The sequence below is a fragment of the Halorussus lipolyticus genome, from assembly GCF_029338375.1.
GTDB lineage: Archaea > Halobacteriota > Halobacteria > Halobacteriales > Haladaptataceae > Halorussus > Halorussus lipolyticus.
Genome location: NZ_CP119804.1, coordinates 2,023,504 through 2,050,029 on the forward strand (window position 1 = coordinate 2,023,504; position 26,526 = coordinate 2,050,029).

The following is a 26,526-nucleotide window of genomic DNA, read 5'->3' on the forward strand; positions in this document are numbered from 1 at the left end:
TGTTCAACTTTTTTAGTACCATACCGCATAGCTCCGGTCATGCGCAAGCAATCGGTACAGTTCGAGAAGGACAAACTCCTCGGAGTGCTATCGGTCCTGACGTTCGGGTTGACCGCGTTCTTCGCGGTGGTCGGCGTGGATTTCCTCGTGCCGACGATTTTCGTCCTCGGGTTCTTCCTCGTCATTCCGCTGATAGCGATTCTCGGCGACTCGTTGCCGATGGTCCGAGACGGAGGAGACGACGACGTGTCAGTCGAGTCGATACAGACCGAGCAGTCGGGCGACGACCCGATAGACGAACTCCGGACGCGCTACGCCAGAGGAGAACTGACGGACGCGGAGTTCGAGCGACGCCTCGAACGACTGCTGGAGACCGAGGACGCCGAGGCCAGCAGGTCGAAAGAGCGCGTCTTCGACCGCGAGTGAGCGGGCGCTCCGAGACGGTTCCCAGTCCCCTCAGGGCGGTTGTGCCGGACTGCGGTCCGGCGCAACCGCTGGCGGAGAGACAACTGACGAGGCCACAACTGACGAAGTGGCGGACCGGCAGGGTCACGACTGGCGAAGTGGCGAACAGACGGCACGCGCGAGACGCAGAGGAGGGTGCCGTACAATCGCGGACTCCTCTGCGGCAGTTCTCAGGTCACGAGCGAGGTTGGTTCCGCCTTCGTACGTAAAGTCTCGCAGGAGCGAGCCACGTACCGGCCGATTGGCCTTCGAACAGATATTATATTGTGAAAGCAACTAATAGGCACCTTAAGAAAATGTAGGGAATTTCTTAACAGTTATTTTGATTGCTTCCGTTCGATTTACCACCTTCCGACGAACGGGCTTTCCGCCGAATTAAGTGCCTCCGCGCTCGAGGCCGAGGTATGCGCGCATTTCGGGTCGCCTACGACGGTCGGCCCTTCCACGGCTTCCAGCGCCAACCCGACGTGCCGACCGTCGAGGACGCGATTTTCGACGCGGTGCGGGCGCTCGGTGCGGCCGACGGCAAGCCCGAGGGCTACGCCGCGGCGGGGCGGACCGACGCCGGCGTCTCGGCGGTGGCCCAGACCGTCGCCTTCGAGTGCCCCGACTGGCTCACCCCGTCTGCGCTGAACAGCGAACTCCCCGCCAGCGTCCGGGCGTGGGCCAGCGCCGAGGCCCCCGACGACTTCCACGCGACCCACCACGCCGAGTCGCGGGCCTACGTCTACCACTGCTACGCCCCCGACGCCGACCTCGGGCGGGCCGAGGAGGCCCTTGCTCGCCTCTGCGACGGCGAGAACGACTTTCACAACCTCACGCCGGACGACGACAACACCGTCAGGGACCTCAGCGGCGAGGTCCGCCGCGATACGGACTACCTCGTCTTCGAACTCCGGGCCGGCGGGTTCGTCCGCGAGATGGTCCGGCGCGTCGTCTCGCTGGTCCGGGCGGTGGCGACCGGTGACGCCGAGTTAGCGAAGGTAGAGCGCGTGTTAGGCCCGGACAAAATCGACGGTCCGGCGGGCGTACCGCCCGCTCCCGCCTCCCCACTCGTGCTGGTCGATGCGGTCTATCCGCGTCTGGCGTTCTCGGTGGACGACGAGGCCGCCGAGAGCGCCCGCGGGGTCTTCGAGTCCCTGCGCGAGGAGCGCGCCACGGGGGCCAGAGTCGCACGAGAGGTCGCGGGGCGAATCGAACCGGAGTAACGATTGATTTCCGATTCGAACTGTGAAATTCGCTCCGTCGTGGAATCGACGGCCTTGGATAAGCAAGCTTTAAAATACCACGGTGGCAGTTAGCGTTATTATCTCCCAGCCACAAAGTGTGGGTGACGGTGGCGAGTGCTATCCCATGGCACCACCATTTCGGATACCGCACTCCTACCGTCGTTTTCCGTGACTCGCCACTGGCTACCGACGGGAGTGGATTACTCCCAGTCGTCGGGCCAGATTCCGGCCGCTTTCATGCCCTCCTCGTAGTCACCCGACCGGAGATTTCCGGCCACCGACTCGGCGCTCGGCCGGGGAATCTCGTCGGTCCGGGCAACCTCGCGGACCAGCAGGGCCGTCAGCATAGCGTGTTCCCGCAGGTTGCGGTCGTCCACCTTGTCGCGGGTGTCGGCATGGGTGTGACCCCACCCTCTCCCTCGCTCGTCGCTTTCACTGTGGAGTTGAAGCGCCGGCACCCCGCGCTTGAGGAAGGGCCAGTGGTCGCTGAAGGGATGGACCTGCTCGCGGACTCCGATTGGCTGGTTGGTCTCGTCGGCGACCGACGCCACGATTTCGCCCATCGCCTCGGAGCCGTGCGTGTGAGCGCGCAGGTCCCGGAACCGACCCGCGCCGTCCACGTTGACGACCGCCCGGACCGAATCGAGGTCGAGTCGCTCCGCGAGCGCGTCCGCCCCGAGGAGACCGACCTCCTCGCATCCGACTCCCGCGACCCGGACCCGAGTGTCGAGATTCATCTCGGCGAGCAGGTGGGCCGCAGAGACGACCACCGTGATGCCGCACCCGTTGTCGAGCGCGCCCTCCGCGATGTCGTGAGCGTCGTGGTGGCCGACGACGAGAATTTCGTCTTCGGTGTCCGGCCCGAGTTGCCCGTGGGCGTTGTGACTCGTCGCGGGACTCGTCTCGGCATCGACGCGGAGGACGGCCCGAGCGCCCCGGTCGGCGTAGTCGGTCAACCAGTCGCCGGTTTCGAGACTCACGCCCACGCCGGGCACCGCGGCCTCGCGGTCGAACCGGAGCGACCCGGTGGGCGGGAGTTGGCCGGGCTTGTGGTTCCGGAAGATGAAGGCCTCGGCCCCGGCCCCGACGGCGTGGCCGAACTTCTCCATCCGGTGGATGAACCGCGACCCCTCGGGCGTCGTGGTAGACGCGACCACGATTTTGCCCTCCACGTCGAGTTCGTCTAGCTCCTCGGGGGTGCCGTGGCCCGCGTCCACGAGTTCGCCGCGGACCTCGCCCGGCGGCGAGTAGGGGAGCGCGATGGTCTCGAACGAGCGTTCTACTGGGTCGGTGACCGCGAGTTCGGCGTCTCCTCGGGTCCAGCGGTTCATCTCGAAGGATTTTATATTTACTTCGCGTGCCCCCGCGCGCTCGAACCCCTCGGCGACGAGTTCGGCGGCCCGGCGCTCGCCGGGGTGGCCGCCCATCCGGTCGCCGATTTCGGTCAGGTCGGTGATGAACTCCCACGGGTAGTCGTCGCGCCACGCCTCGCCGAGCGCGGCGGCGGTCTCCGGGTTCATGGGGTCCACTTGGGTCGCCAACGCTCAAAAATCTCCGCCCGGTGCGGGTCGCAAAAGCCAATTTCCGGAACCGACTTCCGAATGACAAAGGCTTACAGGTGGCGTTTCCTAACCACAGGATATGAGTTCGGTTCCCGAGCGGTCGGACATCGAGACGGAATACAAGTGGGACTTAGAGAGCATCTACGCGACCGACGACGAGTGGGAGGAGGCCTACGAGGAAGTCGAGGACCGCTTAGACGAGTTGGAGGCCTACGAGGGCCGGGTCACCGAGGACGGCGAGACCCTGCTGGAAGTCCTCGAACTCCGCGAGGAGGTCATGCGACAGGTCGAGATGGTCATCGGCTACGCCCGAATGCGCAAGGACGAGAACACCGCCGACCAGCACTATCAGGCGCTGTCGTCTCGCGGGTCGGCGCTGGCCTCGCAGGCCGGGAGCGCGAGCAGTTTCGTCGGGCCGGAGATTCAGGACCTGAGCGAGGACGAACTCGACCAGATGATAGCCGAGACCGACGGTCTGGAGCAGTACGACCACTACCTTCACGACGTGCTTCGCCTCTCGGAACACACTCGCTCGGCGGAAGTCGAGAACGTGCTGGCGGAACTCAGCGAGGTCACGGGGGCCTCGGGCGACCTCTACAGCATGCTGATGAACTCCGACATGGAGTTCCCGACCGTCGAGAAACCCGACGGCGAGGCGGTCGAAATCACCCAGAGCAACCTCACCAACCTCCTGAAGAATCAGGACCGAGAGTTCCGTCAGACGGTCCACGAGGAGTTCTACGACGAACTGGGCGAGTTCCACAACACCATCGGCACCGCGCTCAAGAGCAAGGTCAAGGGCGACGTGCGACTCTCGCAGATTCACGACTACGAGACCGCCCGCGAGGCCGCCATGGACGGTCCCAACATCCCGGTCGAGGTGTACGACAACCTCGTCGGGACGGTCCGGGACAACCTCGACAAACTCCACCGACACGCCGAACTCAAGCGCGACGCCCTCGGCGTTGACGACCTCCAGATGTGGGACCTCTACATGCCCATGACGGAGACCGAGACCCCCGACGTGGAGTACGAGCAGGCCCGAGAGTACGTCGTGGAAGCGGTCGGCGCGCTCGGCGACGACTACCAGCGCCGGGTGCAGGAAGGTCTGGACTCGCGGTGGGTTGACGTCTACGAGACCGAGAACAAGCGGTCTGGAGCGTACAGCGGCGGCACCTACGACACCCAGCCGTTCATCCTGATGAACTATCAGGACGACATCTCGTCGATGTTCACGCTGGCCCACGAACTCGGCCACTCGCTCCACAGCCAACTCACCAGCGAGAACCAGCCATACGTCTACGGCGACTACGAAATCTTCGTGGCAGAGGTCGCCAGCACGGTCAACGAGTCCCTGCTGACCCGCCACCTGCTGGATACGGTCGAGGACCCGACCTTCCGGCGACACGTCCTCAACGAGTACCTCGAGCGGTTCCGCGCGACCCTCTACCGCCAGACGATGTTCGCCGACTTCGAACACCAGATTCACGAGTTGGTCGAGGACGGCGAGGCGCTCACCCCCGGCAAGGCCGACGAAATCTACGGCGACCTCAAATCGGAGTTCTACGAACCGGCGGTGGTGGACGACCGAATCGCCCGCGAGTGGGCGCGGATTCCCCACTTCTTCAACTACACCTACTACGTCTACCAGTACAGCACGGGCATCAGCGCGGCCGTCGCGCTCGCCGACGAGATTCTCGAAACCGGCGAACCCGCCGCCGAGCGCTACCTCGACTTCCTCAAGAGCGGTTCGACCGAGTACCCGCTGGAACTGCTTCAGACCGCGGGCGTCGATATGTCGTCGCCGGAACCCATCCAGCGCGCGCTGGACGTGTACGACGACCACCTCGACCAGATGGAATCGCTCATCTGAGCGCCGAGCGCGGTCTCGTCGCGTAAGCAACCTTCGTCGTTCTTTAAAACGGTATTTTGATTCTTTCGGACAGGAACGCGATTCTCTCGACGCCGACGAGGCGTTTTCATTTTCTGATAACGCCCGCGCCGGTTTATGTAGCCCAAGTGTGAAGACGGGGATATGAAACCCTCTCCTCTCGCCAGATACGAGGACGCCCTCTGGTGGTCGATGGACCGCCTCGGCGTGACCGAATCGGTCGAACGCAAGGTGCTGGCCGCGGTCGCAATCCAGTTCGTCATCTCGGTCGCCCAAGCGGTCCTCCCGTTTCTGTTCGCCGGGGTCACTCGCGTCGCCCTGACAGTCGGTCTGCTGACAGCGGCGGCGCTCGCGTTCGCCAACACCGTCCTCATCGCCCGACAGGACATCACCGAACCCATCGCGGCGCTCGACCGGGCGACCGACGCCATCGCGGACGGGAATCTCGGTGCGCCGATTCCCGAGACCGACCAGCGCGACGAAATCGGTGGTCTCGTGGCCTCCTTCGCCGACATGCGGGCCTACCTCCGAGTAGTCGCCAAGCAGGCCGCCGCCCTCTCCCGGCAGGAGTTCGACGACCCCGTGATGGACGAGGAGGTCCCCGGCGAGTTCGGCGCGTCGCTCGACCGAATGGCCGAGAGCCTCCGGACCTACACCGCCGACTTGGAGGCCACGACCGACGAGTTGGAGGCCACGACCGCCGACCTCGAACGTCGGTCGGAGAACCTCCAGCGACTCGTGACCGCGTTCGGCGAGGCCACCGAGGACGCCGAGGCCGGCGACCTGACCGCGACCATCGACGCCGACGTCGCCGACGAGGACCTCCACGGGGCGGTCGTGGAGAATTACAACGGCCTGCTCTCGACGCTGGCCGACGCGGTGGGCGAACTCGCCGACTTCGCCGACGAGGTGGCGACCGCAAGCGAGGAGGCCGACGCCGACCTCCGGGAAGTCAGCGAGGCCAGCGACGAAGTGGCCTCGGCGGTCGGCGAAATTTCGGAGGGCGCGGCCCGCCAGACCGACCGCCTCAACGAGGCCGCCGCCGAGATGAACACCCTGTCCGCGACGGTCGAAGAAATCGCGGCGTCGGCAGACGAGGTAGCCAAAACCGCCGGGACCGCGACCGACCGAGCGAAGTCGGGCCGGGACGCCGCCCGCGAGGCCGCCGACGAACTCGACAGGGTGGAGGACGGCATCGACCGGACCGCCGAGGCGGTCGAGGAACTCGTGGCCGACATCGGCGAAATCGACGAGGTGGTCTCGTTCATCGACGAGGTGGCGACTCAGACCAACCTGCTGGCGCTCAACGCCTCGGTCGAGGCCGCCAGAGCGGGCGAACGCGGCGACGGGTTCGGCGTGGTCGCCGACGAAGTGAAAAACCTCGCCGAGGAGACCGGCGAGGCCGCAGACGAAATCACCGACCGAATCGAGCGGATTCAGGCCGACTCCGAGGCGACCCTGACCGACGTGCGCGAGACCCGCGAGCAGGTCACGCGAAGCGTCGAGACAGTCGAGGACGCGCTGGGCGACTTCGAGGACATCGCCGACGTGGTGGGCGAGGTGGACGAGAGCGTCCGGGAAATCAGCGACGCCACCGACCAGCAGGCCGAATCGGCCGAGGACGTGGTGGCGATGGTCGAGGAGGTCGCGGCCATCAGCGAGGAGACCACCGCCGAGTCCGAGACTGCGGCCACAGCGACCGAACAACAGGCGTCCTCGCTGTCTGGCGTCGCCGAGCAGATGTCGTCGCTGTCCTCGAAAGCCGACGAACTCGACGCGCTCCTCGGGGAGTTCCGACTGCCGGAGTCGGCCGACGAGCACGAATCGGCGGGCAATCGCGGGACAGCAGGGCGGTCGGTCCGGGCCGACTGACCGCCGACCGGAATTTTACGAGCCAGTTCGGCGAAAGGCTTTTTTGCGGGAGAACGACCGAGACCCAAAGGCACTTTTAAGCCGGTGGCCTAAGAGTGAGTAGCAACGATGTCGCGTAGCCCACCCCTCCCCGACCAACCGACACTCGAACTCGACCCCGAAATGACAGACCGGGAGCGGCTCGCGGCGCTCCGCGAACACTTCGCCGAAATCGTCGAGGTGAACGACACGCTCGAAGAGCGCCTCGAAGACGCCCAAAACCGTCGCACGGAACTCCACGAGGAGGTCGATAGGCTCGAACGCGAGAACGAGACCCTGAAGACCACCTCGCTGTACGTCGCCACCGCCGAGGAGTTGACCGACGACGGCATCATCATCAAACAGCACGGCAACAACCAAGAGGTCCTGACCGAAGTCTCGCCCACGCTCCGCGAGGAGATAGAATCGGGCGACCGCGTGGCGGTCAACGACTCCTTCACGGTCCAGACCGTGCTGGAGTCCGAGAAGGACGCTCGGGCGCAGGCCATGGAAGTGGACGAGTCGCCCGACGTGACCTACGACCAAATCGGCGGCCTCGAAGACCAGATGCAGGAAGTCCGCGAGGCGGTCGAGCAACCCCTCGAAAATCCCGAGCAGTTCGAGTCGGTGGGCATCGAACCCCCGAGCGGGGTCCTGCTTCACGGCCCGCCGGGCACCGGCAAGACGATGCTGGCGAAGGCCGTCGCCAACCAGACCGACGCCACCTTCATCAAGATGGCCGGGTCGGAACTGGTTCAGAAGTTCATCGGCGAGGGCGCGAAGTTGGTGCGCGACCTGTTCGAGTTGGCCAGCCAGCGCGAGCCGGCAATCGTCTTCATCGACGAAATCGACGCCGTGGCCTCCAAGCGTACCGACTCGAAGACCTCGGGCGATGCGGAGGTCCAGCGCACGATGATGCAACTCCTCAGCGAGATGGACGGCTTCGAGGACCGCGGCGAAATCCGCATCATGGCCGCGACCAATCGCTTCGACATGCTCGACCGTGCCATCCTCCGGCCCGGCCGGTTCGACCGCCTCATCGAGGTCCCCGACCCCGACGAGGAGGCCCGACAGAAGATTCTGGAAATCCACACCCGCGAGATGGCTCTCGCCGACGACGTGGACTTCGAGGAACTCGCGGGCGAGACCGAGGGCAAGAGCGGCGCGGACATCGAGAGTCTGACCACCGAGGCCGGGATGTTCGCCATCCGCGACGGCCGGACCGAGGTCCGCCAGTCGGACTTCGAGGATGCCCTCGACAAACTCGAAGAGGACGACGAGACGGATGTCGTCACCAACGAGTCGTTCGCGGGCTACGCCTACTGAATCGGGGATTTTCGGGCTTTCGACACTCTTTCTCTCTTGCGGACGTTTTCGGTGCGCTTCTGGGGGAGTCTCGACTCCGCAAGCCCGGCGGCCGACCGCCGGATGCACTCGGTGCCACAGACCACCGGCAGACGCTCAATTGACCAATCTACCGGGAAACGCTCGGTGAGACAGTCCACGAGAAAGCGCCCGGCAAAACAGCCGAGAGGGTGGGGTGAAGGGGCCGCCCAGTCGCGCCGAAGGCTTGGTCGCTGGTCGGCCCCTATCTGTGACGGGCGTTGCGGAGAGGAACAGATATGCCGACCAGCGACCGCGACCGGGCGGGGGCTTCAAAAACCTTCATCGCCACGATTCCAACCTCGTAGCCGAAACGACTGTCCCACCGTAATCGAACTCCTCGACAAAGACGCCAAAACGAAAAGTGACGAAACCGCGAATCTAGTCGTCGTCTACGACCACTTCGACCGGACCCTCCTCGGCCGAGGCCGCCTGCTGTTCGCCCTTGCGCTCGTGCCAGAGGAGCGCGCCGGCGACGGCCAGCACGATCCACGACCGCCAGTTGGCGAGGTTGAGCGTGTAGCCGATGCCGAAGGGCTTCTCGACCAGCATCCCCTCGTCGGGCTTCCAGTACGACGACAGCATCCGACCGATGCTCGGTCGCTCGAAGTTGTACGGGACGCCTAACAACTCGCCAGTGCTGGGCTTGTCTACTTCGTCTGCCATATACGACGAGTACGTCAGAGAGGAATAAAGTGCTTTGGCTCTTGGCGGGACTCGGGTCTGTGAATCGGCAGTTGGTTCTCCGGCGCTTGGTGGCTGGCCGCAAGCAATGTTATTATTTTCTTTAGCAACCTAATTATTTCTTAAATACTTGTTCCTGTTTCTCCGGTAAGGGACAGAGAGCTAGCTATTGCCGAAGCCTCGCCGTCTTCCGCACCGCTCCGCACAGCACCGCTACCGCGGGCCACACCCTCCCCAACCGATTGCGTTGCTCGGGGTTCGCGTTCGCTCACACCCTGCGCTACTCATCCCTCGCGCGAATTGGCGCGCGCAGAACCGCGCGCGCCAGCACGCGCCGGGATAAAATTAGAGCGTTCCGCCCTCCAGAATCGTCTTCTCAGGAGTTCCGCTGTTCAGCGATGGCGTCGGCGTGGCGCTCGACCAGTCGGCCGAACACCTCGGCCTCGCGGCGCTCCTGCTCGTCGGCCAGCGCGTCGTCGCGCATCCGAGCCTTGACCGCCCGGAGGGTCTCGGGGTCGTTGCGCGCGAGGTCCTCGGCGACGGCGCGGGGGTCGTCGGTCACGCGCGAGACCAGTCCCATCCGGCGGGCCTGCTGGGCGTCGATGGTGCGCCCGGAGAGCGCCAAGTCCAGCGCCTCGCCCTCGCCGACGATTCGCGGGAGTCGAATCGTCCCGCCCCACGCACCGAACAGGCCGAGTTTCACGCCGGGTTCCGCGACGGTGGCCTCGGGCGTGGCGACCCGGAGGTCCGCGGCCAGCGCCAACTCGACCCCGCCGCCGCGGGCCGGGCCCTCGATGCCTGCCACGACCGCCGCCTCGGCGTCCTCGATTGCGTCGGCGACTCGCTGGCCGCGTTCGGCGAAGGCTTCCGCCTGCTGGCGGTCGAGGGCCGCCACCACGTCCAAGTCCGCGCCGGCGCAGAACGCCGGTCCTTCGCCCCGGAGGTAGATGACTGGCTGGTCAGCCTCGGTCACGGCGGTTTCGAGCGCGTCGAGTCCCTCGGGGGTGAGCGCGTTGCGTCGCTCGGGCCGGGCGAGCGTGACCACCCGCAGGCCCTCCTCGTCGTCAGTTCGAATCACGTTCGCATCTCGGAGCCAGTTTCCAAAGGTCTTTGGCGATTCCGTCGTAAGGGTCGGCTAATGGAAGCGGCCGTCCGGGCACGAAAAGCGGGACGACAGGCGGTGCGAGACGTGTCGCCCAATCCCCTCCGCGAGCTAATCTACGGACTGTTGGACGACTCGGCGATGGTGCCGGGCGTACTGACGCTCACGTCGGCACGCGCCGTCGAGGGTGCGAAGGCGACCAGACCCCCCGAAGCGACCAGCGGCGGCCACGCCGTCAGCGTCGAGGACCGCGCCGCTGGCGTCCAACTCATCTACGAGGGTCTGCGACTCACCCGCGCCCTCGCCGACGAATCGCCGTGGGAACGCGAACCACCACACACCGACAGCAACATGGACATCCTCGCGGCGGACGTGATGGTCGCGCGGGGGTTCTCGCTGTTGGCCCGGACCGAGGCCGCCGACAAGGCGGTCGAGACGGTCCAGTCGTTCGGTCGGAACGAGACCGACGACCAGCAGGGTCGGCCGACCTCGCCCCACGCGCTGGAGACCGACGTTTTCGAACTCGCCGTGGTCGCGGGTTCGACCGCGTTCGGCGCGAGTCCGACCGACTCCCTGCTGGCCTACGCCGCCGATTTGGCCGAATCGCTCGATGGCGACCACCCGGAACCGCCCGAGCCAGTGGCCGAGGAGGTCGCACAGGCGGTTTCGGACGCCCCGAACCCCCGGCAGTTTGCCCCGACCGACGACCCCCGGTCGTCGGCGACCGATCCCTAACTCGAATCGAAACGCCTAAAGAGGCTTCCGGGCATACGATGAAATGCGCAGAAGTGACGGAGTGCGCCTGGGTAGCTTAGAGGTAAAGCGCGTCCTTGGTAAGGACGAGAGCCCGGGTTCAAATCCCGGCCTAGGCTCTTTTTGCGAACGTTACATCGCGGAGTTTCAGCTCCGCGATTTTGGCGTGAATCCGACAGGACCGAATCAGCCACCGAGCGGAACGCCGCCGAACACGAAGATTGCGAGGAGCCAGTACATCACGTAGAGACCACCGAGGACGTAGCCGTGCCACCGCTTCAGATAGCCTCCGGCGAGGAAGTACCCAGCGAGCGCAGTCACGACAATCACGGCCGGGAGGTGGAAGGTCAGGACGGACCTCGAGAGCGTCACCTCGCCCAGAAACATGACGACGCCGACGTTTCCGGTCACCGAGAACAGGAGACTCCCGATGACGTTGCCGACCCCGATTTCGGGGACTCCTCGGCGGACCGGTTCGATGGTCAGCATGATGTCCTCGAACGTGAGAATCAGCGTGAAGACCGTCGCCCCGAAGGCGGTCTGGTCGATGCCGAAGTCCGCTATCACGACTTGCGACCCGCTTTCGAGCAACAGCGACGCGAGGACGATGCCGGCGAGTGCGACGACAGCGAGGGCAAGCCACGCGATTCCTGAGTCAGCCAGTCCGCCGAGGAGTCGGTCCTCGGGGATGTCCTCGAGCGAGTCGGGTCGGGCCACGCCGCCGTCCGTCCGGAGGTCACGGAGTTCGTGACCGAACTCCGTGTTTCGGAACACCGGAACGTCGCGCTGGCGTTCCCGGACGAGCAGGTAGGCGAACGCGGCGACGAAGAAGGCGGTCAGCAGAAGTCCGTGGACGAACGTCAGCGTGCCGACGAGGACGAACGGGACGAGGACGAGCGGCGACACTGCGAAGATGGCGATGTAGTCCGCGGGCAAATCGACCGGGAAGGGGCGGACGATGGCCGCCGCCGCGAGCGTGATGCCGGTAATCGCCAACCCCGTCCCCAGCGCGGTTCCGAGGGCCACACCCTCCAGTTCGCCCGCCGAGAAGACGAGCGCGAGAATCGTGTCGTCGAACTCGAACCCGGTGAAGACGATTGCGAGCGCGAACAGCGATAGTTTCGTGTCGAGCGACGCGCGAGTGAGATAGCTGATGAGCTTCTCGGTGGACGCGGTGAGGAGCGCGACGCCACCGACGAGGACGGCCAGCGCGCCGAGAGTGCTTTGGGCCTCGACAAAGCCCGTTATCGCTCCCTCGATGCCGCCTTCGGCCTCGTCGCCCTGCTGTTGGGCGAGCGCCGGAGCGGCGGTCAGCGAGACGGCGACGAGGACGATGGACAGAACCGCGAGTAGCCGAACCCCACCCATACCCGTGGGCGACGACGGTATGGCACATAAATGCGCGGTGCCCAGTAGCCGAGTCCGTTGCACGATGCTACACGGAAGGGCGGGACTCCGACGAATGCGACGCCTCGAAATCGCCGAATACTCGCGCGGCCGGATTCGTATCCACTCACTTCTCGTGGCGAGCGAGTCGTTTCTTCGGCCCCGAGCGCCGACCGGAGACGCGCGGAGTCGCAACTATTCCGGGATTACGCCCGAAAACGGTCGGCGGGTTTACCGGTTCGACCGACCTCTCTCCCGGCGGTGACACAGATGACAGACGACACACCATCGCGGACGACCGAACCAACATCGCAGACGGCCTCCTCCCGGCGGCGGTTCCTGACGGGCGTCGCGGCCGCAACCGGCGTGGCGCTCGCTTCGGGTGCAACCGGCGCACAGGAGACCACGACGACGCAGGGGACCCAGACCACGACGGACGAGACCCAGACCGCAGAGGGCGTCACGGCCGAAGTGGTCGCGGAGTTCGACCCGCCGAACCTGCCCGAGAACATCGCCACCGACGCCGAGAGCGTCTACGTGAGCATGGCACCGGCCCGCCAGATTTGGGAGGTACCGCCCGAGGACGACCCCTCGTCGGTCGCCAGCATCGGCCCGGAGGACGGCGAGGGGATTCTCCTCGGCGTGACGCGGACCGACGAGGGGACGATGTACGCCGCGCTCAACTCCGGCGTGAGCGAGACTCACGGCGTCTGGCGCGTCCCGGCGGACGGCGAGGCCGAACTGATGGCGTCGATTCCGACCGAGGGGACCTTCCCGAACGGGATTACCCACGAACTCGGAGACGGCCTCCTCGTCTCGGACTCGGGCCGAGGAGCCATCTGGCGGGCGACCGACGGCGGTGCGGAACCGTGGTTCGACAACCCGCTTTTGGACCCCAATCCCTACGCTGACAGTCAAATCGGCATCAACGGAATCGACGCGGGACCGGAGGGCGACCTCTACGCCGCCAACCTCAACTTCGGGGCCGTGGTCCGGATTCCGGTCGAGGACGGCACGCCCGGCGAACCGAGCATCGTCGTCCAGAGCGACGAACTGGTCGGCGCGGACGGCATCGCGGTGGACGACCAGCGCAACGTCTACGTCGCCGTGAACGCCGCGGACAAGGTGTCACGGGTCACGCCGGACGGGAGCGTCGAGACGGTGGCCTCGGGCGGCGCGCTGGCCTTCCCCTCGGACGTTCACTTCGGTCCCGGCGACGACCAATCGACGCTCTACGTCTCGAACTTCGCCTTCCCGGCCTTCCAAGCCGAGGACCGGACCGCGAACCCGAGCGTGATGCGACTCGTCCTCGGCGGCGGAATGGCGACGACGGAGGGCGGCGGAATGACCACGACGGAAGGCGGCGGGACGACAACGACGGAAGGCGCTGGCGGCGAGACTACCACGACAGAGGGGTAGGCCGGTGTCCTCGGAATCCGGGATTTCTTTCCACTCGACGGCAACGAAGACGAGCCAACGACTCAGACACATCTATATACTTGTTAAGGAATGGACTAGAAATTGCAAGCAATTTATTTTGTTTCTTTGGGACTGAGATACTCTATAACGCATTGGCCGACTGCATTCGCGGCGGCGAGGGTTCGGTCAGCGACGACGACTCGACGAAAGCGCGAAAAACAGGGTCTCGCTCTCGTCACTTCTTCGGTTCGGGGTCGAAGATGTCGGGGCGCTCCTTGCCGTCGGCCGCGATGATGGCCATGCACCCTTTCCGGGCGACCCGGCTGAGCGAGTGGTCCACGAGTTTGAACGCGCCCGGAACCGGGAAGCTCATCGTTGCGATGGCGGTGCTACCCGGCGCGACCTGCTTTGTCTGGATGTGGGTCTGTGGCCGCGTCGTCAGCGACCCCTCGGGCCAGAGCTTCTCGAAGACGTTGCCGATGGGGTGGAAGCTGGAGGTCAGATTCGGCCCGCCCGTGACGAAGAACACCCGCGCGGTGTCGCCGGTCTGGACCTCGCCCGCGCCGTACTTGTCGGGCGTGCAGGCGTACTTCTCGCCGTTCATCACGACGTAGGTCGGCTCCTCGCGCTTCATCGCCTCCATGTCGAAGTTGTGCTGGCCCTTCTCGCCCGCTCGCTTGTCGGTGTAAATCTCGTGCTGGCCGAAGTAGAACTCGTGGTCCACTTCGGGCAGACCCTCCTCGGGTTCGACGAGGATGAGGCCGAACATGCCCGCCGAGATGTGCATGTCCATGTTCGGGACGGCGCAGTGGTAGATGTACGCGCCGGGATAGGTGGCCTTGAACTTCAGGTGGGTGGTCTCGCCCGGCGCGGTCATGGTGGCCTCGGCACCGCCGCCCGGTCCCGCAACCGCGTGGAAGTCCACGTTGTGGGGCATGTCGTTCTCGGCCGGGTTCTCGAAGGTCAGGTTAATCGTGTCTCCCTTCCGGACCCGAATCATCGGGCCGGGAACCTGCCCGTTGTAGGTCATGTAGTTGAACGTAACGCCGTCCTCGATTTCGGCCGTCATCTCCTCGGTCCGGAGGGTCACGTCCACTTCCTTCGGTTTGTCCCGGCTAATCGGGTCCGGAATGTCTGTCGGGTCCCCAGCGACGCGCTCGGCGATTTTCTGTTTCTGTTTGTTCATGGCTTTCTGAGTCTGGGTCGCTTTCGGGGTGGAGCGGGTGGAACACCCGGCTAGGGTGGCCGCGCCACCGAGACCGATACCTTGCAGGACCGTGCGACGATTGGTTGCGGGCATTGGGAGTCACCTTACACTTGCAAATAGTGGCCTTATCCCCTTCAATCGAGAACCCGATTCTCGGGGCGTAGGAAGCCTATCGAACGTGTTCGAGGTGTTCTCAGGTTCTGAGAATCGCCCGGTCGAAAATCGATGCTCGACGGAGAGAAAAGCGGAGAAACGACCGCCGACTGGGATTCAGTCGTCGGCCGCGGTTCAGTCGTCAGTCTCGGCCGCAGGTCCGGCCGTCACGGGCGCGTCGGTTGGCTGGTCGCCGGGCGTGGTCTCGCCGCGGGCCAGCACCTTCTTGGCCACGTCCCAGCAGAAGATGGCGGTCCCGATGATGACCAGCGTGTCGCCCGGCATCCGGAGCCAGAACAGCAGTTGGACCAGTTCGCCGTTGTAGAACGCGAGGCTCCGGGCGGCGTCGTAGCTCTGGGTGAACGCGACTTCCAACTGGAGGAAGCCGACCGGGAGGAGACTGACGCCGACCATCAGCGCGAGGCCGACGTTCCACGCCCAGAACGCGCGCCGGAGGTTGGTCGGGTCCCACTTGGCCTCGGGCACCGCGATGCGGAGCATGTAGGTGACCATGCCGAGCGCTAGAAGTCCGAACGCGCCGAACATCGCGGCGTGGGCGTGGGCCACCGTGAGGTAGGTGCCGTGTTCGAAGTAGTTGATGAACGGCAGGTTGATGAAGAACCCGAGGACGCCGGCCCCGACGAAGTTCCAGACGCCGGAGGCAATGATGAACATGAACGGGAGCGTGTAGGGGAACGAGTCGCCGCTGTTGGACATCGCCCGGTACTGGCCGATGGCCTCGTAGAGGATGAAGACGAGGGGGATGAGTTCCAGCGTCGAGAACGCGCTCCCGATGGGAACCCACATGTCGGGTTGGCCGACCCACCAGTAGTGGTGAGAGACGCCGATGACGCCCGTGCCCATGACCAGCAGGGCTTGGACCATCACGGCCTTCTCCGCCGAGCGCTTCTTGAGCAGGTTCATGCTGACCAGCGTGAAGCCGACCAGCGCGACGATGAAGAACTCGAAGGCCCCTTCGACCCACATGTGGACGACCCACCAGCGCCAGAACTCGGTGACGACGATGTTGGTCTGGGGCGTGTAGAGGAACCCGGCGCAGAACAGCAGGGCGATGGACCCGCCGGCGTACAGAATCATGTGGGCGAGACCGTACCGGGGTTCGCGGTCCAGCAGGGGCTTGAGACCGCGGGCGGTGAGACCGGCCCACGCGAGGAAGCCGACGAGGATGCCGACCTGCCAGAGCCGACCGATTTCGAGATACTCCAGCCCCTCGTTGCCCAGAATCCACCAGAGGTCGTCGAAGTAACCCTTCGCCCCGAGCCAGACGCCCAGCAGGCCGCCGACCACGACGACCACCAGCGCGCCCAGCAACATGTTGACGTACTTCCCCTGATTCTTGGGTTCGCGCTTGGTCAGCAAGGGCGGGAGGAACAGTCCGGCCCCGAGCCACAGCGTCGCAATCCAGAGGACCCCCAAGTCGATGTGCCACGTCTTGGCGATGGCGAAGGGGAGCCACGAGATGAAGTCGATGCCCAGCATCTCGCCGAGACCGAAGAAGGCGTCGCGCTCGATGTAGTAGTGGGCCAGCAGGCCCCCGAGGAGAACTTGCGCGAGGAACAGGCCAGCGCCGACGACGGCGAACCGGAGCGCCGCGGCCTGTCCGGGGAACAGGTCCACCTCGTCGGGACTCGGAATCGTGACGCCCTCGGTGTCAGGTTCCGAGAGTTCGATGGACTTGTAGAGCCAGACGCCGGCTCCGGCCCCGGCGACCAGCAGGACCATGGCGATGACGCTCCACGTCATGGCCGCGCCGGTGGCCTCGTTACCAGCAGTGGGGTTGTAGGGCCACTCGTTGGTGTAACTGTGGTCCGACCCCGGCCGGTCGGTGTGGGAAATCCACGCGGTCCAGAGCGAGAAGTCGGCGAAGCGTTTGGCGTCCTCCTCCGATTCTATCATCCCTTCGGGGACGCCGCGCTCGGCCGCGCCGTCGTGGTACCGCTCGACGTAGACCTGCTGGACCTGCTCGTGGGCGTAGGCCTCGGCGGCGGTGTACTCGATGCGCTCGCCCGGACTGCCGTCGGTCAAATCACCCTCGACCGCCACATCCACAGTGGCCTGCTCGCTGGACGACAGCGAGGAGTAGTCGTCGGTCCCGTACTGCTCTCGGGCGTAGTACTGGCGCATGAACTCCACCTTCAAATCCAGCGTGTCGGCGGTGTAGTCCTCGCCGTAGTACGCCCCGTTACCCAGAATCGACCCGTGGTTCATCATGCCGTTCGACTGGAAGACGGTCTTGCCCTCGCGGACCTGCTCGGCCGTCACGATGGTCTGGCCGTCGGGTCCTTGGACCTCTTTGGGGATGGGTGGGGCCTCCTGATAGGAGTACCACGCACCGATGCCCATCACGGCCAGATTCACGACGAAGACCGTCGCAAGTATTTTCGCCAGCGTGCTACGTTTGACTCTCATACAGGTCGAGGTTGCCCGTCGAGGGGCTTTTAACCGGGACGCGATTGCTGAAAGCTGGGAACCCGGCCGAACGTGTTCGGACCGAGAGCGACACCGATAGCAGGAGGCCTCTTCTATGGACCAACTAAGGACGCGACAGGCGGACCACTCCACGGGATGCGACAGGCGGACCACTCCACGGGATGCGACCGCGTGCGCGTAGTTCTGCGCGCACGCGGTCGGGGAGGACCGGGGCGCGGTGCAGTGGCGGTTGCAGTTGCTCGCGTCGAAAGTTCCGGGAAAAGAGCGGGAAGACGAACGACCGAGACGACGAGTCCTCGCCTCGGTCACGACTGCGCGTCGAACCACACCGGCGTTCGCGCGAAACTACTCGTCGGCCCGAGGAGCCAACACCAACAGCGCGGTGGTGTCCTCCTCGGCCTTCGGTGCCACCTCCTTTCGGCCGTCGAACCGCAGGAGGTCGCCGGGTTCGAGGACGTTCGATTCGTCCTCGACCCGAACGTCGAGGCGGCCCGAGACGAGGTGGACGACGATTTGGCGCTCCGGATGTCGGTGGGCCGGAACCTCGTCGCCCGCATCGAGTTCGAGGCGGACCGTCTTGGGTTCGCTTCCGGGGAAGGCCACCTCGCGGGGCGTCTCGGTCAGGTCGTCGAGTGCGACTGTTTCGGTCATGATTGGCTATCGTCGGTCGCTACTGTTTGGGGAACTTGGCGACGAACTTCTCGGCCTCCTCGCGTTCGACCTCGTAGTTGTCGGCGTCGAACGATTCGACCTCGGCCTGCATCTCGTAGAACAGCGGTTTGGGTTCGTGGTCGTTGACGATTTCTAAGACCTCGCCGCTGTCCAACTCGGCGAAGGCGTCGTGTATCTTCGGATGGCGCTTCGGCGGCGGCATCTCACGGACGTCTAATCTCGGCATACACGAAGACGTTGCCGCGGTCGCTCCTTCTCGATTCTGACGAACATGTTCGGGTTCGGGGGAGTCCGGCGGAGCGCGACCCGCACTCACTTCGTTCGCTCGGGGCCACGCGCGTCGAACTCGCCTTTCCGCAACCCCTCTCGCACGGGGTCGTGTTCGGCGTCGGTCGGCGGCGGAGCGGTGACGAGCGTGGCCTCCAACCGCTCGCCGTCGTCGGCTTTCACGCCGCGGTCCGCTCCGGCGGGCACGACCACCACGTCGCCCGGACCGACTCGGTGGTCGTCCTCGCCGTCGCGGACGAGGCCGGTGCCGCGCTGGACCGTAATCGCCACGTCGCTGTCGGGCGCGTGGACCGGAATGAACTGGCCCGGTTCGAAGTAGCCGAGGACGACCTTCGCCCGGTCGCTCCGGAAGACGGACCGGGCGCTGAATCGCTCGTCGTCGTACTCGCGTTCGGCGTCGAAATCGGTTGCGACCATGTGGGAGACGTGGGGCGAGTCGGTCGTGGGGGCTTCGCCGAACGTGTTCGGCCTCGTTCGGGTGATGCCCGGAGAAATATCTCCATTATTTTACCACATCTATTACTGTTCTTAGCATACAAAATTCGTTCTCAAAGAAATTATTTCATTCCTCTAGATGAAAAGAGGACGGAGAGAGGCCGAAACACCCGCTGTCACGGGAACTGCTCGTCGGGGTCGCGTTCAGGGGCGTCCCCGCCAGTCTCAGAGCCGAGGGCGTCGATTCGGAGCGACTCGGGACCGTGGCGGACCACGACACCGACCAGATTCCCCGAGAAGACCGCGAAGCCAACCAGCGCCAGCGCGCCCCCGAGGAGACCGGCGAGTTCGGCCTCGCCCATCCCGACGCTTCGCCAGACCGCCGCCAGAACCACCAGTCCGACCCCGACCAGCGCGAGCCAGAAGTCCGCGGCGGCGAGGCGAGCGTCGTAGAGGTCGTCTATCATCGGCACCGGTTCGAGGCCCACGCGGTCGCTGTACCGGCGAATCCAGACGATGAAGGGCACGACGTGGTAGAGCGTCCCGAGGAGGACGAACCCGATAGCGCCCGCCGCGAGGAGGTGGCCCACCGCGGGGTGGCCGAAAGTGGTCGCGGGGTCCTCCGCGCCGGTGAGCCACGGCGGCGCAGTCGAGACGACCCACGCCGGGAGGACCACCGCGACGAGGGCGTACCGCGAGAGCATCGGGGTTCGCTCGACTCTGGTCTCGACCAACTTTCGGGCCAGCACCGCTGTGAATGCCAGCAGGCCGACCAGCACCAGCGCGCCCCCGACGCGGGCCACCGGGGCGCTCCCGACCAATCGACCCCCGGCGAGCGCGAGGACGCCGACCGGATAGGTGGTCTCCTCGACTCGGCGGAGGGTCGCGTCGGCGTCCTCGATTTCGGTCTGGGTGAACATCGCCACGAGTTGGTAGAGCGCGCCGACGACGGTGGTGAGGACGACGCCGAACACCGCGAGCGTGGCGTGGGCAGACACGACCTCCGAGCGAGCGAGGCCCGCGAGGGCGAAGATTGGTCGGGTGAAATCCACCGCGAGGAGAAGTCCGAGGGTCGTCACGAGCAGGACGTGGCCCAGCGCGAGGCCGAAGTGGCGCTCGGTCGTGTCTCGCTCCTCGACGCTCCAGAGGGTCCGGCCCACGTTGTAGACGAAGACCCAGAATCCCGCCAGCATCGACGCGCCCGCAATCGGAAGCAGGTCGAGAGTCCCCGCCAACAGCAGGCCCGCGAAGCCGGAGACGCCCCCGGCGACCAGCGCGAGTTGGGCGAGGGCGAGTCGCCGCGAGTGGAGTTCGACGCCCGACCACACCGGCACGAACTGGGTCATCGCGCCCAGAATCGTGACGCAGACCCACCCGACCAGCAGGAGGTGAACGTGCGCTGGCCCGGCGAGGCCCGGCGTGACGCCGACGAGACCCAGCACGCCGAGACCGGTCCCCGCGAGCAGGAAGGCGAACCCGACGAGGAAATGCGCGAGGGGCACCGCCATCGGCGGGCCGCGCTCGGCGTCGATGCCGGCGGGGACGCTCATCGCGGCGTTATCTCCACCCGCCACTCGTCGGGCGCGACCTGCTCGGCGTCGTAGTCGAAGCCTCGCCGGTCCAGCACGCCGTAGAGCGGTTCGGGTTCGAAGCTGTTGTACAGGACCAGCGTCTCGCCGTCGTCGAGTTCGGCGAGCGCCGACGAGATGGCCCCGAACGGTTCGCCGTCGATTTCGCGGGCGTCGAGTTCCCGAGTGGTCTGGCTCGTGGTCATGTCTCTGACTGGGACGCGCGTTCGCCTATCGATTCTGCCGACCATGTTCGACCGGGAAGGAGTCGGGGACCGTGAACCCGAGTTTCCGGAGTCGCTCGGCGTCTCGGGTTAGATTCCGGTAGAACTCCCGGCCCTCGTCGGTCAGGAAGGCCGCGCCGTACCGGATGGGTTCGCCGCGAACCGTCTCACTGCCGACCGTGACCTCGGCGGTCCGGTAGCGGTCGGCGAGTCGGGGGTCCGAGAGGTCGATTTCCGGCGGGAGGTCCACCCGCGGCAGGTCGTGGGCCACTGCCATGTTCCGGTAGGCGAACGCGGCGTCGAGGCCGCCGGTCTCCAGCGCCCGGAGGAGTTGGGTCTCGGGGAACACGTCGGCGTTCGCCCGGATGTCCTCGGCGGGGGCGTCGTCACCGGGGGCGTCCCGGCCCGCGAGTTCGAGCGCCAGCAGGGTCCGATAGCCGAGCGGGTCGCGCTCGGGGTCGGTCCGACCCACCGAAACGTCTTCGCGCGCGAGGACCGACCGCCAATCCCGGCGAATCGCGTCGGCGTGGGGCGAGTCGGGATTGTAGACCACCACCAGCGCGTTGGTGGCGAACGTGGCGTGCCACCCCGCGAGACCGTCCACGAGGTCGGGGTCGGCCAGCGCGATGGCGTCGGGGTTTCTGGCACCGGACCGGACGAGGCGGACTGCCGAGAGGCTCCCGTGGGCCTCGGCCGTCGCCCCCGCTACGTCGTCGGCGACGGTCTGGAGGCTTCCGGCCACGAGGGCCGTCGCGTGGTCGTCCTCGTTTCCACCGCCGACCGACCCGGTTACACGGACGCCGACCGCGCTGGCGGCGAGCGCACCCCCCGAGAGCAGGAGCGTTCGTCGTCTCATGTTCGGAGGTGGCCCGCGAACGCTCAAAAAGCGGACCGGGCGTTTTCAGTCGGCGGGAACTCGACCGAACAGGTACGGCTTGGCGGTGCGTTTGCCGAGTAAAGACTGGGAGACGTTTCCCACATCTATATTTTTATTTCTTTAGTAATTGTGTAGATTGCTTGTCGAAGTGGTGGGAACACCGAGCACGCCAGATACCGCTCGCAGTCGCGCGGGCGAAACGAGTATGGGGTTTGTCCGCCGGCGTTCGTGGTCCCCTCAGCACGCCGCTATTTCGCGGGCGCAGTTCTGTGCCCGCGAAATATCCCCGTGAGTCGCCGAAAACCAGCGCGTTTCGAGGCCCCTCCCGGCGCTTCCGCCTCGGTCCTCGAATTGTCCCACTCAAAAACCCCCGGCCCGAAGGTGTTCGCCGGCGTTCTCAGGCGTCTGGAATCTCCTCGGCGGTTGAAGGAAACGACGTGTCGAGATTGGAGTGTATGATGCGAGTAACGACAGCGGGACGACCGAACGGAGGAGTCTCGCTATGAGTCTCTCCCGACGCGACTTCATCCGGGGTGCTGGCGCGGGGACAGTCGGCGCGCTCCTGACCAGCAGTTGGGGAGCGACCCAGAGCGTCGAACCCGTCACCGACGTCGCCAACCCCCTGAAGTCGTACCCGAATCGGGACTGGGAGCAGGTCTACCACGACATCTACGCCTACGACGAGGTAGACTGGACCGTCTGTCACCCCAACTGCACCCAGTCGTGCGCCCTGAACTTTTATATGAAGAACGGGGTCCCGATTCGGGCCGAACAGGTGTATCACAACGAGGAGCCGAGCGTCGGCCCCTCGGGCTACGAGGACGCCGACGTGAGCCAGAACTGGAACCCCCGCGGGTGCATGAAGGGGCTGACGCTCCACCGCCGGACCTTCGAGCCGAGTCGAATCAAGTACCCGATGGTCCGGAAGGGGTGGGACCCCGACGACCCCAACCCCGAGGGCCGAGGCGAAGACGAGTTCGAGCGCGTCTCGTGGGAGAAAGCCATCGACCTCGTCGCCGAGAAGATGGCGAGTCTGGACGACCACAAGCGGTTCCACATCTTCAACGCCATCAAGGCCGACGGCCTCATCACTCGCCACGGCGCGGGTCGGCGTCTGGCCTCCATCTTCGGTGGCTGTGAGTGGACCGAGTACGACTGGTACGCCGACCTGCCGCCGGGCCACGTCATTACGACTGGCTACCAGACCAGCGACTCGGACGCCAATGCGTGGCGGAAGGGCGATTACACCATCATTCAGGGCAAGAACCTCATCCACAACAAACTCGCGGACAACCACTGGTTGCAGGAGGCCCGCGAGCGCGACGGCAAGATGGTCGGCATCTACCCCGACTACTCGCCGACCGTCCAGAAGTGCGACCGGTGGCTTCCCATCCGACCCGGTTCCGACCCGGCGATTCCCCTCGGGTTCGCCCACGTCATCATCCGGGACGAACTCTACGACGCCGACTTCATGCGGCAGTTCACCAGCCTGCCCCTGCTGGTCCGCGAGGACGACAGCAAGTACCTCCGGGCGCACGAAGTCTTCGAAGACCACGAAGCTCCTCCGGAAGACAGCCACGACCAACACGAGAGCGACGACTGGGGCGACTTCGTGGTCGTAGACCAGAACGGGAACCCCAAACCCGTCACCCGCGAGGAGGTCGGCACCGAGACGCCGGTAACTCCCAAACTCGACGCCGAAACCGAGGTGTCGCTGGCCGACGGCGGGACAGTCTCGGTCCGGACGGACTTCGCCCGCCAGAAGCAGAACGTGATGGAGAACTACTCGCCCGAACAGGTCGAGGAGATAACCACGGTTCCGGCCGACGCTATCGAGAAGACTGCCAAAGAGTTCTCTGCGGCCGAGAAGGGCCAGTGGTTCACGGGCGAGGGTATCAACCACTGGTTCCACGGTAACTCGGAACTCCAGCGGTCCATCTTCTTCGTCCAGTCGATGCTGGGCAATGTCGGCGACGCGGGCAAGGGCTACTACAACTACTCGGGCCAGTACAAAATCGAACTCCTCGACGGCTACCCCCACTACGTCAACCCCGACGGCCACTCGGCCCACGGGATGTATCCGGGCTACGCCTTCGCGTTCTTCGGCGGCGAGCAGTTGGACCCCCACGAGATTCGGGGCGACTTCGACCGCGAGATGGACCTCGTGCCGCAGGGTGACGCCGACGAGCCAGTGATGCCGAAGGGCGCGGAGACGTACACGATGTCCAAGCCCACCATCCTGTGGACGATGAACTGCAACCTCCTGAACCAGACCAAACATCAGGAACACGTCGTCAACAACTTCACGAAGCACCCCGACACGAGCAACGAACTGTTCATCGTGTCGGACATGCACATGACCTACTCGGCCCAGCACGCCGACATCGTGTTACCCTGTCCCTCGTGGCTTGAGTGCGACTACCCGGACATCACGGTCGGTCCAGAGAACCCCTTCGTCACGATGGACAGCGGGGTCATGGACCCCATCTACGACACCAAACAGGACGGCGAGGTGCTGGCGCTGGTCGCCGAGAAGTTGGACGAGAAGATTCCGCCCGAGGAGCGCCGGGTCGATTCCTACCGGGCGTACTTCGAGAACTTCCTCGACGACGACAAGGACGTTCGGGACTACATTCAGGAGACCCTCGACGCCGGCATCACGACCAAAGACATCGACGTCGAGGACTTGGAAGACGGTCCCGAACGCCTCGACCTCAAGACCTACCCCCGAATCCCCTTCTACTCGCAGATTCACGACGACAGGCCGTTCTACACTAAGACCGGCCGGATGGAGTTCCACAAAGAGGAGGACCGATTCGTAGACCTCGGGCGCGACGACTTGGACCACATCGAGAGCGTCGAGGGGACGCCCTACGGCGTCAACGAGAAGTGGCCCGAGGCCGGCGAGCAGGAGAATCCCTTGTATCACGACGAGGGCTACCAGTTCTACTACAACACTCCTCACAGCAAGTACCGGACCCACTCGTCGTGGGGGATGACCGACTGGAACCTCATCTGGTCGGCCAGAGACTTCGGTTCGACCAGCGCCGACCCCGAGGGCACCGAGCGACTAGTTGACGACTTCTCGTTCCCCGAGGCCGAGGGCGAGACCAGCGAGGCCCCGCCCCTCGGCGAAGCGTTCGTGGAGATTCACCCCTCGGACGCCGAGGACATCGGCGTCGAGAACGGCGACTACGTGCGAATCTCCGGGAAGCGCGGCGGAACCGTGGTCCGGGCGATGCTGAGCGAGCGCCAGCGCCCCGGCAAGGCGGGCGACATGGGCCAGTTGACGGTCTGGCACGGGTGGTGGCCTCAGCACTTCCCCGACGACGAGGAGGCCGGCGAAGACGACGAGAAGGGATTCAACACCACGACGAACATCTGGCTCGACCCCGGCCAAGAGACTGACGAACTGGTCCACAAGGCGGTCTTCGGCGACCCGAACGTCTCCGAGGAGGTCGGCGAGGACATCGCGTGGCACGGCGCGGAACTCGAACACGGCTACGAGGAGACCGTCTGGGCACCGACCGGGGTGAACCGCGACGACCTCGTGACCGTCGAGAAGTACGAGGAGGCCGACTGGTGGCCGGGTGACGCCCGGAAGGACGAACTCGTGGAGGACTACATCGGCGGGTCGCTCCAGTCGAAACGCGGCGGTAGCACGACGACAAGCGGTGATGACTGATGCCCGAAGTGTACAACCCACAACTCGGCAGGAAGCAGAGTTACCCCTACGAACACCGCGACGACGAGCGCGACTGGCACTGGGGGATGATAATCAACACCAACCGGTGCATCAACTGTAACACCTGCTCGTTCGCCTGCAAGTCCACGTGGACCAGCGGGAAGGGCGAGGAGTACATGTGGTGGATGAACGTCGAGACCGAACCCTACGGGGGCTACCCGATGGGGTGGGACATGCGACTGCTCGACGACCTTGGCCCCGAAGAAACCATCTTCGAGGCCGCAGACTCTGGCGAGAAGGTCCACGGCTACGTCGCCCAGAAGGAAGAGTGGGAGTATCCCGCCCTCGGCGACGACTCGGTTCACGGCGAGTACCCCGAGGACGAGGTGGTCGAGTCCAACCCCGAGGAGGGCAAGTACCACGACATCTGGCAGTTCTACCTGCCCCGCCTCTGCAACCACTGCAAGAACCCGGCGTGTCTCGCTGGATGCCCCCGGAAGGCCATCTACAAGCGTTCGGAGGACGGCATCGTCCTGCTGGACCAAGAGCGGTGCCGGGGATACCGCAAGTGCGTGAAGGCGTGTCCCTACCACAAGCCGATGTACAACCCCGAGACCGGCGTCTCCGAGAAGCCGGTGGGATGCTTCCCCCGAATCGAGGAGGGCAACGTCCCGCGGTGCGTCTCGTCGTGCATCGGCAAGACGCGGCTTCACGGCAACATCAACCGAGGGCCGGACCGCGGCCGACCCAACGGCAAGAAGTCGGCCGCGCCGGGTCGGAGTCCGGTCAACTACCTCGCCAAGTCCGACGAGAAGGTCGGTCTCCCGCTGTACCCGCAGTTCGGCACCCGGCCGCAGGTGTTCTACATGCCGCCGTACCACGTGCCCCCGGAGTTCCTGACCCAGATGTTCACGCCGAACACCGACCAGAAGCGCAACGACTGGCCCGGTAGCACCTACGAGGAGTCCATCAAAATCATCCAGCAACGAGTCCGGAACCCGAGCCATCACCTGCTGGGCGTCCTCCAGTTGTTCGGCGCGACGACCCGACTCATCGAGACGTACAACGTCAAGGAGAACCGGGTGAAGGGCTGGGACCGGAAAGGCAAGAAAGTGGTCGATATGCCCATCGAGGAGGACATCGAGGTCCGCGAGGGCGAGCAGTGGACCAATCAGCCGTGAGGTGATAGTATGGACGAACCA

21 protein-coding genes and 1 tRNA gene are annotated in these 26,526 nt (G+C 65.3%); 10 read left to right on the plus strand and 12 right to left on the minus strand.

Annotated features, from left to right (window positions below; all coding sequences use genetic code 11):
* Window positions 1–39 precede the first annotated feature (39 nt).
* Window positions 40–426: an SHOCT domain-containing protein gene (locus P2T57_RS10330; protein WP_276299120.1), complete on the plus strand. Its 387-nt coding sequence runs from the start codon at window positions 40–42 to the stop codon at window positions 424–426.
* A gap of 443 nt (window positions 427–869) precedes the next feature.
* Window positions 870–1,673 (plus strand): tRNA pseudouridine(38-40) synthase TruA, encoded by an 804-nt coding sequence (gene truA, locus P2T57_RS10335; RefSeq protein ID WP_276299121.1) that lies wholly within the window; start codon window positions 870–872, stop codon window positions 1,671–1,673.
* 221 nt (window positions 1,674–1,894) lie between these two features.
* On the opposite strand, the gene P2T57_RS10340 is transcribed toward truA, so the two are convergent.
* Complete coding sequence (locus P2T57_RS10340) at window positions 1,895–3,223, minus strand: M28 family peptidase (protein WP_420028540.1); 1,329 nt, start codon at window positions 3,221–3,223, stop codon at window positions 1,895–1,897.
* Between the two features lie 112 nt (window positions 3,224–3,335).
* Here P2T57_RS10340 and pepF point away from each other — a divergent pair, with 112 nt between their 5' ends.
* From pepF to pan2, 3 genes are all read left to right on the plus strand, one after another.
* Window positions 3,336–5,129: an oligoendopeptidase F gene (gene pepF, locus P2T57_RS10345; protein ID WP_276299123.1), complete on the plus strand. Its 1,794-nt coding sequence runs from the start codon at window positions 3,336–3,338 to the stop codon at window positions 5,127–5,129.
* A gap of 162 nt (window positions 5,130–5,291) precedes the next feature.
* The gene (locus P2T57_RS10350) at window positions 5,292–7,019 is read left to right on the plus strand and encodes a methyl-accepting chemotaxis protein (RefSeq protein ID WP_276299124.1); all 1,728 of its coding nucleotides are present in this window, start codon (window positions 5,292–5,294) and stop codon (window positions 7,017–7,019) included.
* Window positions 7,020–7,127: 108 nt separating this feature from the next.
* Complete coding sequence (pan2, locus tag P2T57_RS10355; RefSeq protein WP_276299125.1) at window positions 7,128–8,363, plus strand: proteasome-activating nucleotidase Pan2; 1,236 nt, start codon at window positions 7,128–7,130, stop codon at window positions 8,361–8,363.
* A 438-nt stretch (window positions 8,364–8,801) separates the two neighbouring features.
* On the opposite strand, the gene P2T57_RS10360 is transcribed toward pan2, so the two are convergent.
* Both P2T57_RS10360 and P2T57_RS10365 read right to left on the minus strand, forming a co-directional pair.
* Entirely contained in the window at window positions 8,802–9,086 is a 285-nt protein-coding gene (locus P2T57_RS10360; protein WP_276299126.1) for a DUF5808 domain-containing protein, read from the minus strand.
* Window positions 9,087–9,480: 394 nt separating this feature from the next.
* Window positions 9,481–10,182, minus strand: a complete 702-nt coding sequence (locus P2T57_RS10365; protein WP_276299127.1) for an enoyl-CoA hydratase/isomerase family protein — start codon at window positions 10,180–10,182, stop codon at window positions 9,481–9,483.
* 60 nt (window positions 10,183–10,242) lie between these two features.
* On the opposite strand from P2T57_RS10365, the gene P2T57_RS10370 reads away from it, so the two are divergent.
* Window positions 10,243–10,941 carry a DUF7114 family protein gene (locus tag P2T57_RS10370; RefSeq protein ID WP_276299128.1) on the plus strand — a complete coding sequence of 233 codons (699 nt, stop codon included), beginning with the start codon at window positions 10,243–10,245 and terminating at the stop codon, window positions 10,939–10,941.
* A gap of 65 nt (window positions 10,942–11,006) precedes the next feature.
* Window positions 11,007–11,078, plus strand: a tRNA-Thr gene (locus P2T57_RS10375).
* 67 nt (window positions 11,079–11,145) lie between these two features.
* Here P2T57_RS10375 and P2T57_RS10380 read toward each other — a convergent pair.
* On the minus strand, window positions 11,146–12,327 hold the full coding sequence (locus P2T57_RS10380) for a sodium:calcium antiporter (protein WP_276299129.1): 1,182 nt from the start codon (window positions 12,325–12,327) through the stop codon (window positions 11,146–11,148).
* Between the two features lie 288 nt (window positions 12,328–12,615).
* Here P2T57_RS10380 and P2T57_RS10385 point away from each other — a divergent pair, with 288 nt between their 5' ends.
* Window positions 12,616–13,764: an SMP-30/gluconolactonase/LRE family protein gene (locus P2T57_RS10385; RefSeq protein ID WP_276299130.1), complete on the plus strand. Its 1,149-nt coding sequence runs from the start codon at window positions 12,616–12,618 to the stop codon at window positions 13,762–13,764.
* 235 nt (window positions 13,765–13,999) lie between these two features.
* Here P2T57_RS10385 and nirK read toward each other — a convergent pair whose 3' ends face one another.
* The 8 genes from nirK to P2T57_RS10425 form a co-directional block, all read right to left on the minus strand.
* A complete protein-coding gene (gene nirK, locus P2T57_RS10390; protein WP_276299131.1) occupies window positions 14,000–15,064 on the minus strand; it encodes a copper-containing nitrite reductase in 1,065 nt (354 codons plus the stop codon).
* A gap of 195 nt (window positions 15,065–15,259) precedes the next feature.
* Window positions 15,260–17,554 (minus strand): nitric-oxide reductase large subunit, encoded by a 2,295-nt coding sequence (locus P2T57_RS10395; protein WP_276299132.1) that lies wholly within the window; start codon window positions 17,552–17,554, stop codon window positions 15,260–15,262.
* A gap of 366 nt (window positions 17,555–17,920) precedes the next feature.
* On the minus strand, window positions 17,921–18,226 hold the full coding sequence (locus P2T57_RS10400) for a cupin domain-containing protein (RefSeq protein ID WP_276299133.1): 306 nt from the start codon (window positions 18,224–18,226) through the stop codon (window positions 17,921–17,923).
* A gap of 19 nt (window positions 18,227–18,245) precedes the next feature.
* On the minus strand, window positions 18,246–18,473 hold the full coding sequence (locus tag P2T57_RS10405) for a DUF2249 domain-containing protein (protein ID WP_276299134.1): 228 nt from the start codon (window positions 18,471–18,473) through the stop codon (window positions 18,246–18,248).
* Window positions 18,474–18,559: 86 nt separating this feature from the next.
* Window positions 18,560–18,952, minus strand: a complete 393-nt coding sequence (locus tag P2T57_RS10410; protein WP_276299135.1) for a cupin domain-containing protein — start codon at window positions 18,950–18,952, stop codon at window positions 18,560–18,562.
* A gap of 194 nt (window positions 18,953–19,146) precedes the next feature.
* A complete protein-coding gene (locus tag P2T57_RS10415; RefSeq protein ID WP_276299136.1) occupies window positions 19,147–20,520 on the minus strand; it encodes a hypothetical protein in 1,374 nt (457 codons plus the stop codon).
* Complete coding sequence (locus P2T57_RS10420) at window positions 20,517–20,744, minus strand: DUF2249 domain-containing protein (protein ID WP_276299137.1); 228 nt, start codon at window positions 20,742–20,744, stop codon at window positions 20,517–20,519. Before P2T57_RS10420 ends, P2T57_RS10415 begins: the two co-directional genes overlap by 4 nt.
* Before the next feature lie 25 nt (window positions 20,745–20,769).
* Window positions 20,770–21,618 carry an extracellular solute-binding protein gene (locus P2T57_RS10425; protein ID WP_276299138.1) on the minus strand — a complete coding sequence of 283 codons (849 nt, stop codon included), beginning with the start codon at window positions 21,616–21,618 and terminating at the stop codon, window positions 20,770–20,772.
* Between the two features lie 523 nt (window positions 21,619–22,141).
* Here P2T57_RS10425 and P2T57_RS10430 point away from each other — a divergent pair.
* Both P2T57_RS10430 and P2T57_RS10435 read left to right on the plus strand, forming a co-directional pair.
* Entirely contained in the window at window positions 22,142–25,324 is a 3,183-nt protein-coding gene (locus P2T57_RS10430) for a molybdopterin-dependent oxidoreductase (RefSeq protein WP_276299139.1), read from the plus strand.
* Complete coding sequence (locus tag P2T57_RS10435; RefSeq protein WP_276299140.1) at window positions 25,324–26,505, plus strand: 4Fe-4S dicluster domain-containing protein; 1,182 nt, start codon at window positions 25,324–25,326, stop codon at window positions 26,503–26,505. Before P2T57_RS10430 ends, P2T57_RS10435 begins: the two co-directional genes overlap by 1 nt.
* Window positions 26,506–26,526 lie beyond the last annotated feature (21 nt).

Coding starts and splice junctions, on each gene's coding strand:
- P2T57_RS10330 (WP_276299120.1), top strand. CDS start 40: ATGCGCAAGCAATCGGTACAGTTCGAGAAGGACAAACTCCTCGGAGTG.
- truA (WP_276299121.1), top strand. CDS start 870: ATGCGCGCATTTCGGGTCGCCTACGACGGTCGGCCCTTCCACGGCTTC.
- pepF (WP_276299123.1), top strand. CDS start 3,336: ATGAGTTCGGTTCCCGAGCGGTCGGACATCGAGACGGAATACAAGTGG.
- P2T57_RS10350 (WP_276299124.1), top strand. CDS start 5,292: ATGAAACCCTCTCCTCTCGCCAGATACGAGGACGCCCTCTGGTGGTCG.
- pan2 (WP_276299125.1), top strand. CDS start 7,128: ATGTCGCGTAGCCCACCCCTCCCCGACCAACCGACACTCGAACTCGAC.
- P2T57_RS10360 (WP_276299126.1), bottom strand. CDS start 9,086: ATGGCAGACGAAGTAGACAAGCCCAGCACTGGCGAGTTGTTAGGCGTC.
- P2T57_RS10370 (WP_276299128.1), top strand. CDS start 10,243: ATGGAAGCGGCCGTCCGGGCACGAAAAGCGGGACGACAGGCGGTGCGA.
- P2T57_RS10380 (WP_276299129.1), bottom strand. CDS start 12,327: ATGGGTGGGGTTCGGCTACTCGCGGTTCTGTCCATCGTCCTCGTCGCC.
- P2T57_RS10385 (WP_276299130.1), top strand. CDS start 12,616: ATGACAGACGACACACCATCGCGGACGACCGAACCAACATCGCAGACG.
- nirK (WP_276299131.1), bottom strand. CDS start 15,064: ATGCCCGCAACCAATCGTCGCACGGTCCTGCAAGGTATCGGTCTCGGT.
- P2T57_RS10395 (WP_276299132.1), bottom strand. CDS start 17,554: ATGAGAGTCAAACGTAGCACGCTGGCGAAAATACTTGCGACGGTCTTC.
- P2T57_RS10400 (WP_276299133.1), bottom strand. CDS start 18,226: ATGACCGAAACAGTCGCACTCGACGACCTGACCGAGACGCCCCGCGAG.
- P2T57_RS10405 (WP_276299134.1), bottom strand. CDS start 18,473: ATGCCGAGATTAGACGTCCGTGAGATGCCGCCGCCGAAGCGCCATCCG.
- P2T57_RS10410 (WP_276299135.1), bottom strand. CDS start 18,952: ATGGTCGCAACCGATTTCGACGCCGAACGCGAGTACGACGACGAGCGA.
- P2T57_RS10415 (WP_276299136.1), bottom strand. CDS start 20,520: ATGAGCGTCCCCGCCGGCATCGACGCCGAGCGCGGCCCGCCGATGGCG.
- P2T57_RS10420 (WP_276299137.1), bottom strand. CDS start 20,744: ATGACCACGAGCCAGACCACTCGGGAACTCGACGCCCGCGAAATCGAC.
- P2T57_RS10425 (WP_276299138.1), bottom strand. CDS start 21,618: ATGAGACGACGAACGCTCCTGCTCTCGGGGGGTGCGCTCGCCGCCAGC.
- P2T57_RS10430 (WP_276299139.1), top strand. CDS start 22,142: ATGAGTCTCTCCCGACGCGACTTCATCCGGGGTGCTGGCGCGGGGACA.
- P2T57_RS10435 (WP_276299140.1), top strand. CDS start 25,324: ATGCCCGAAGTGTACAACCCACAACTCGGCAGGAAGCAGAGTTACCCC.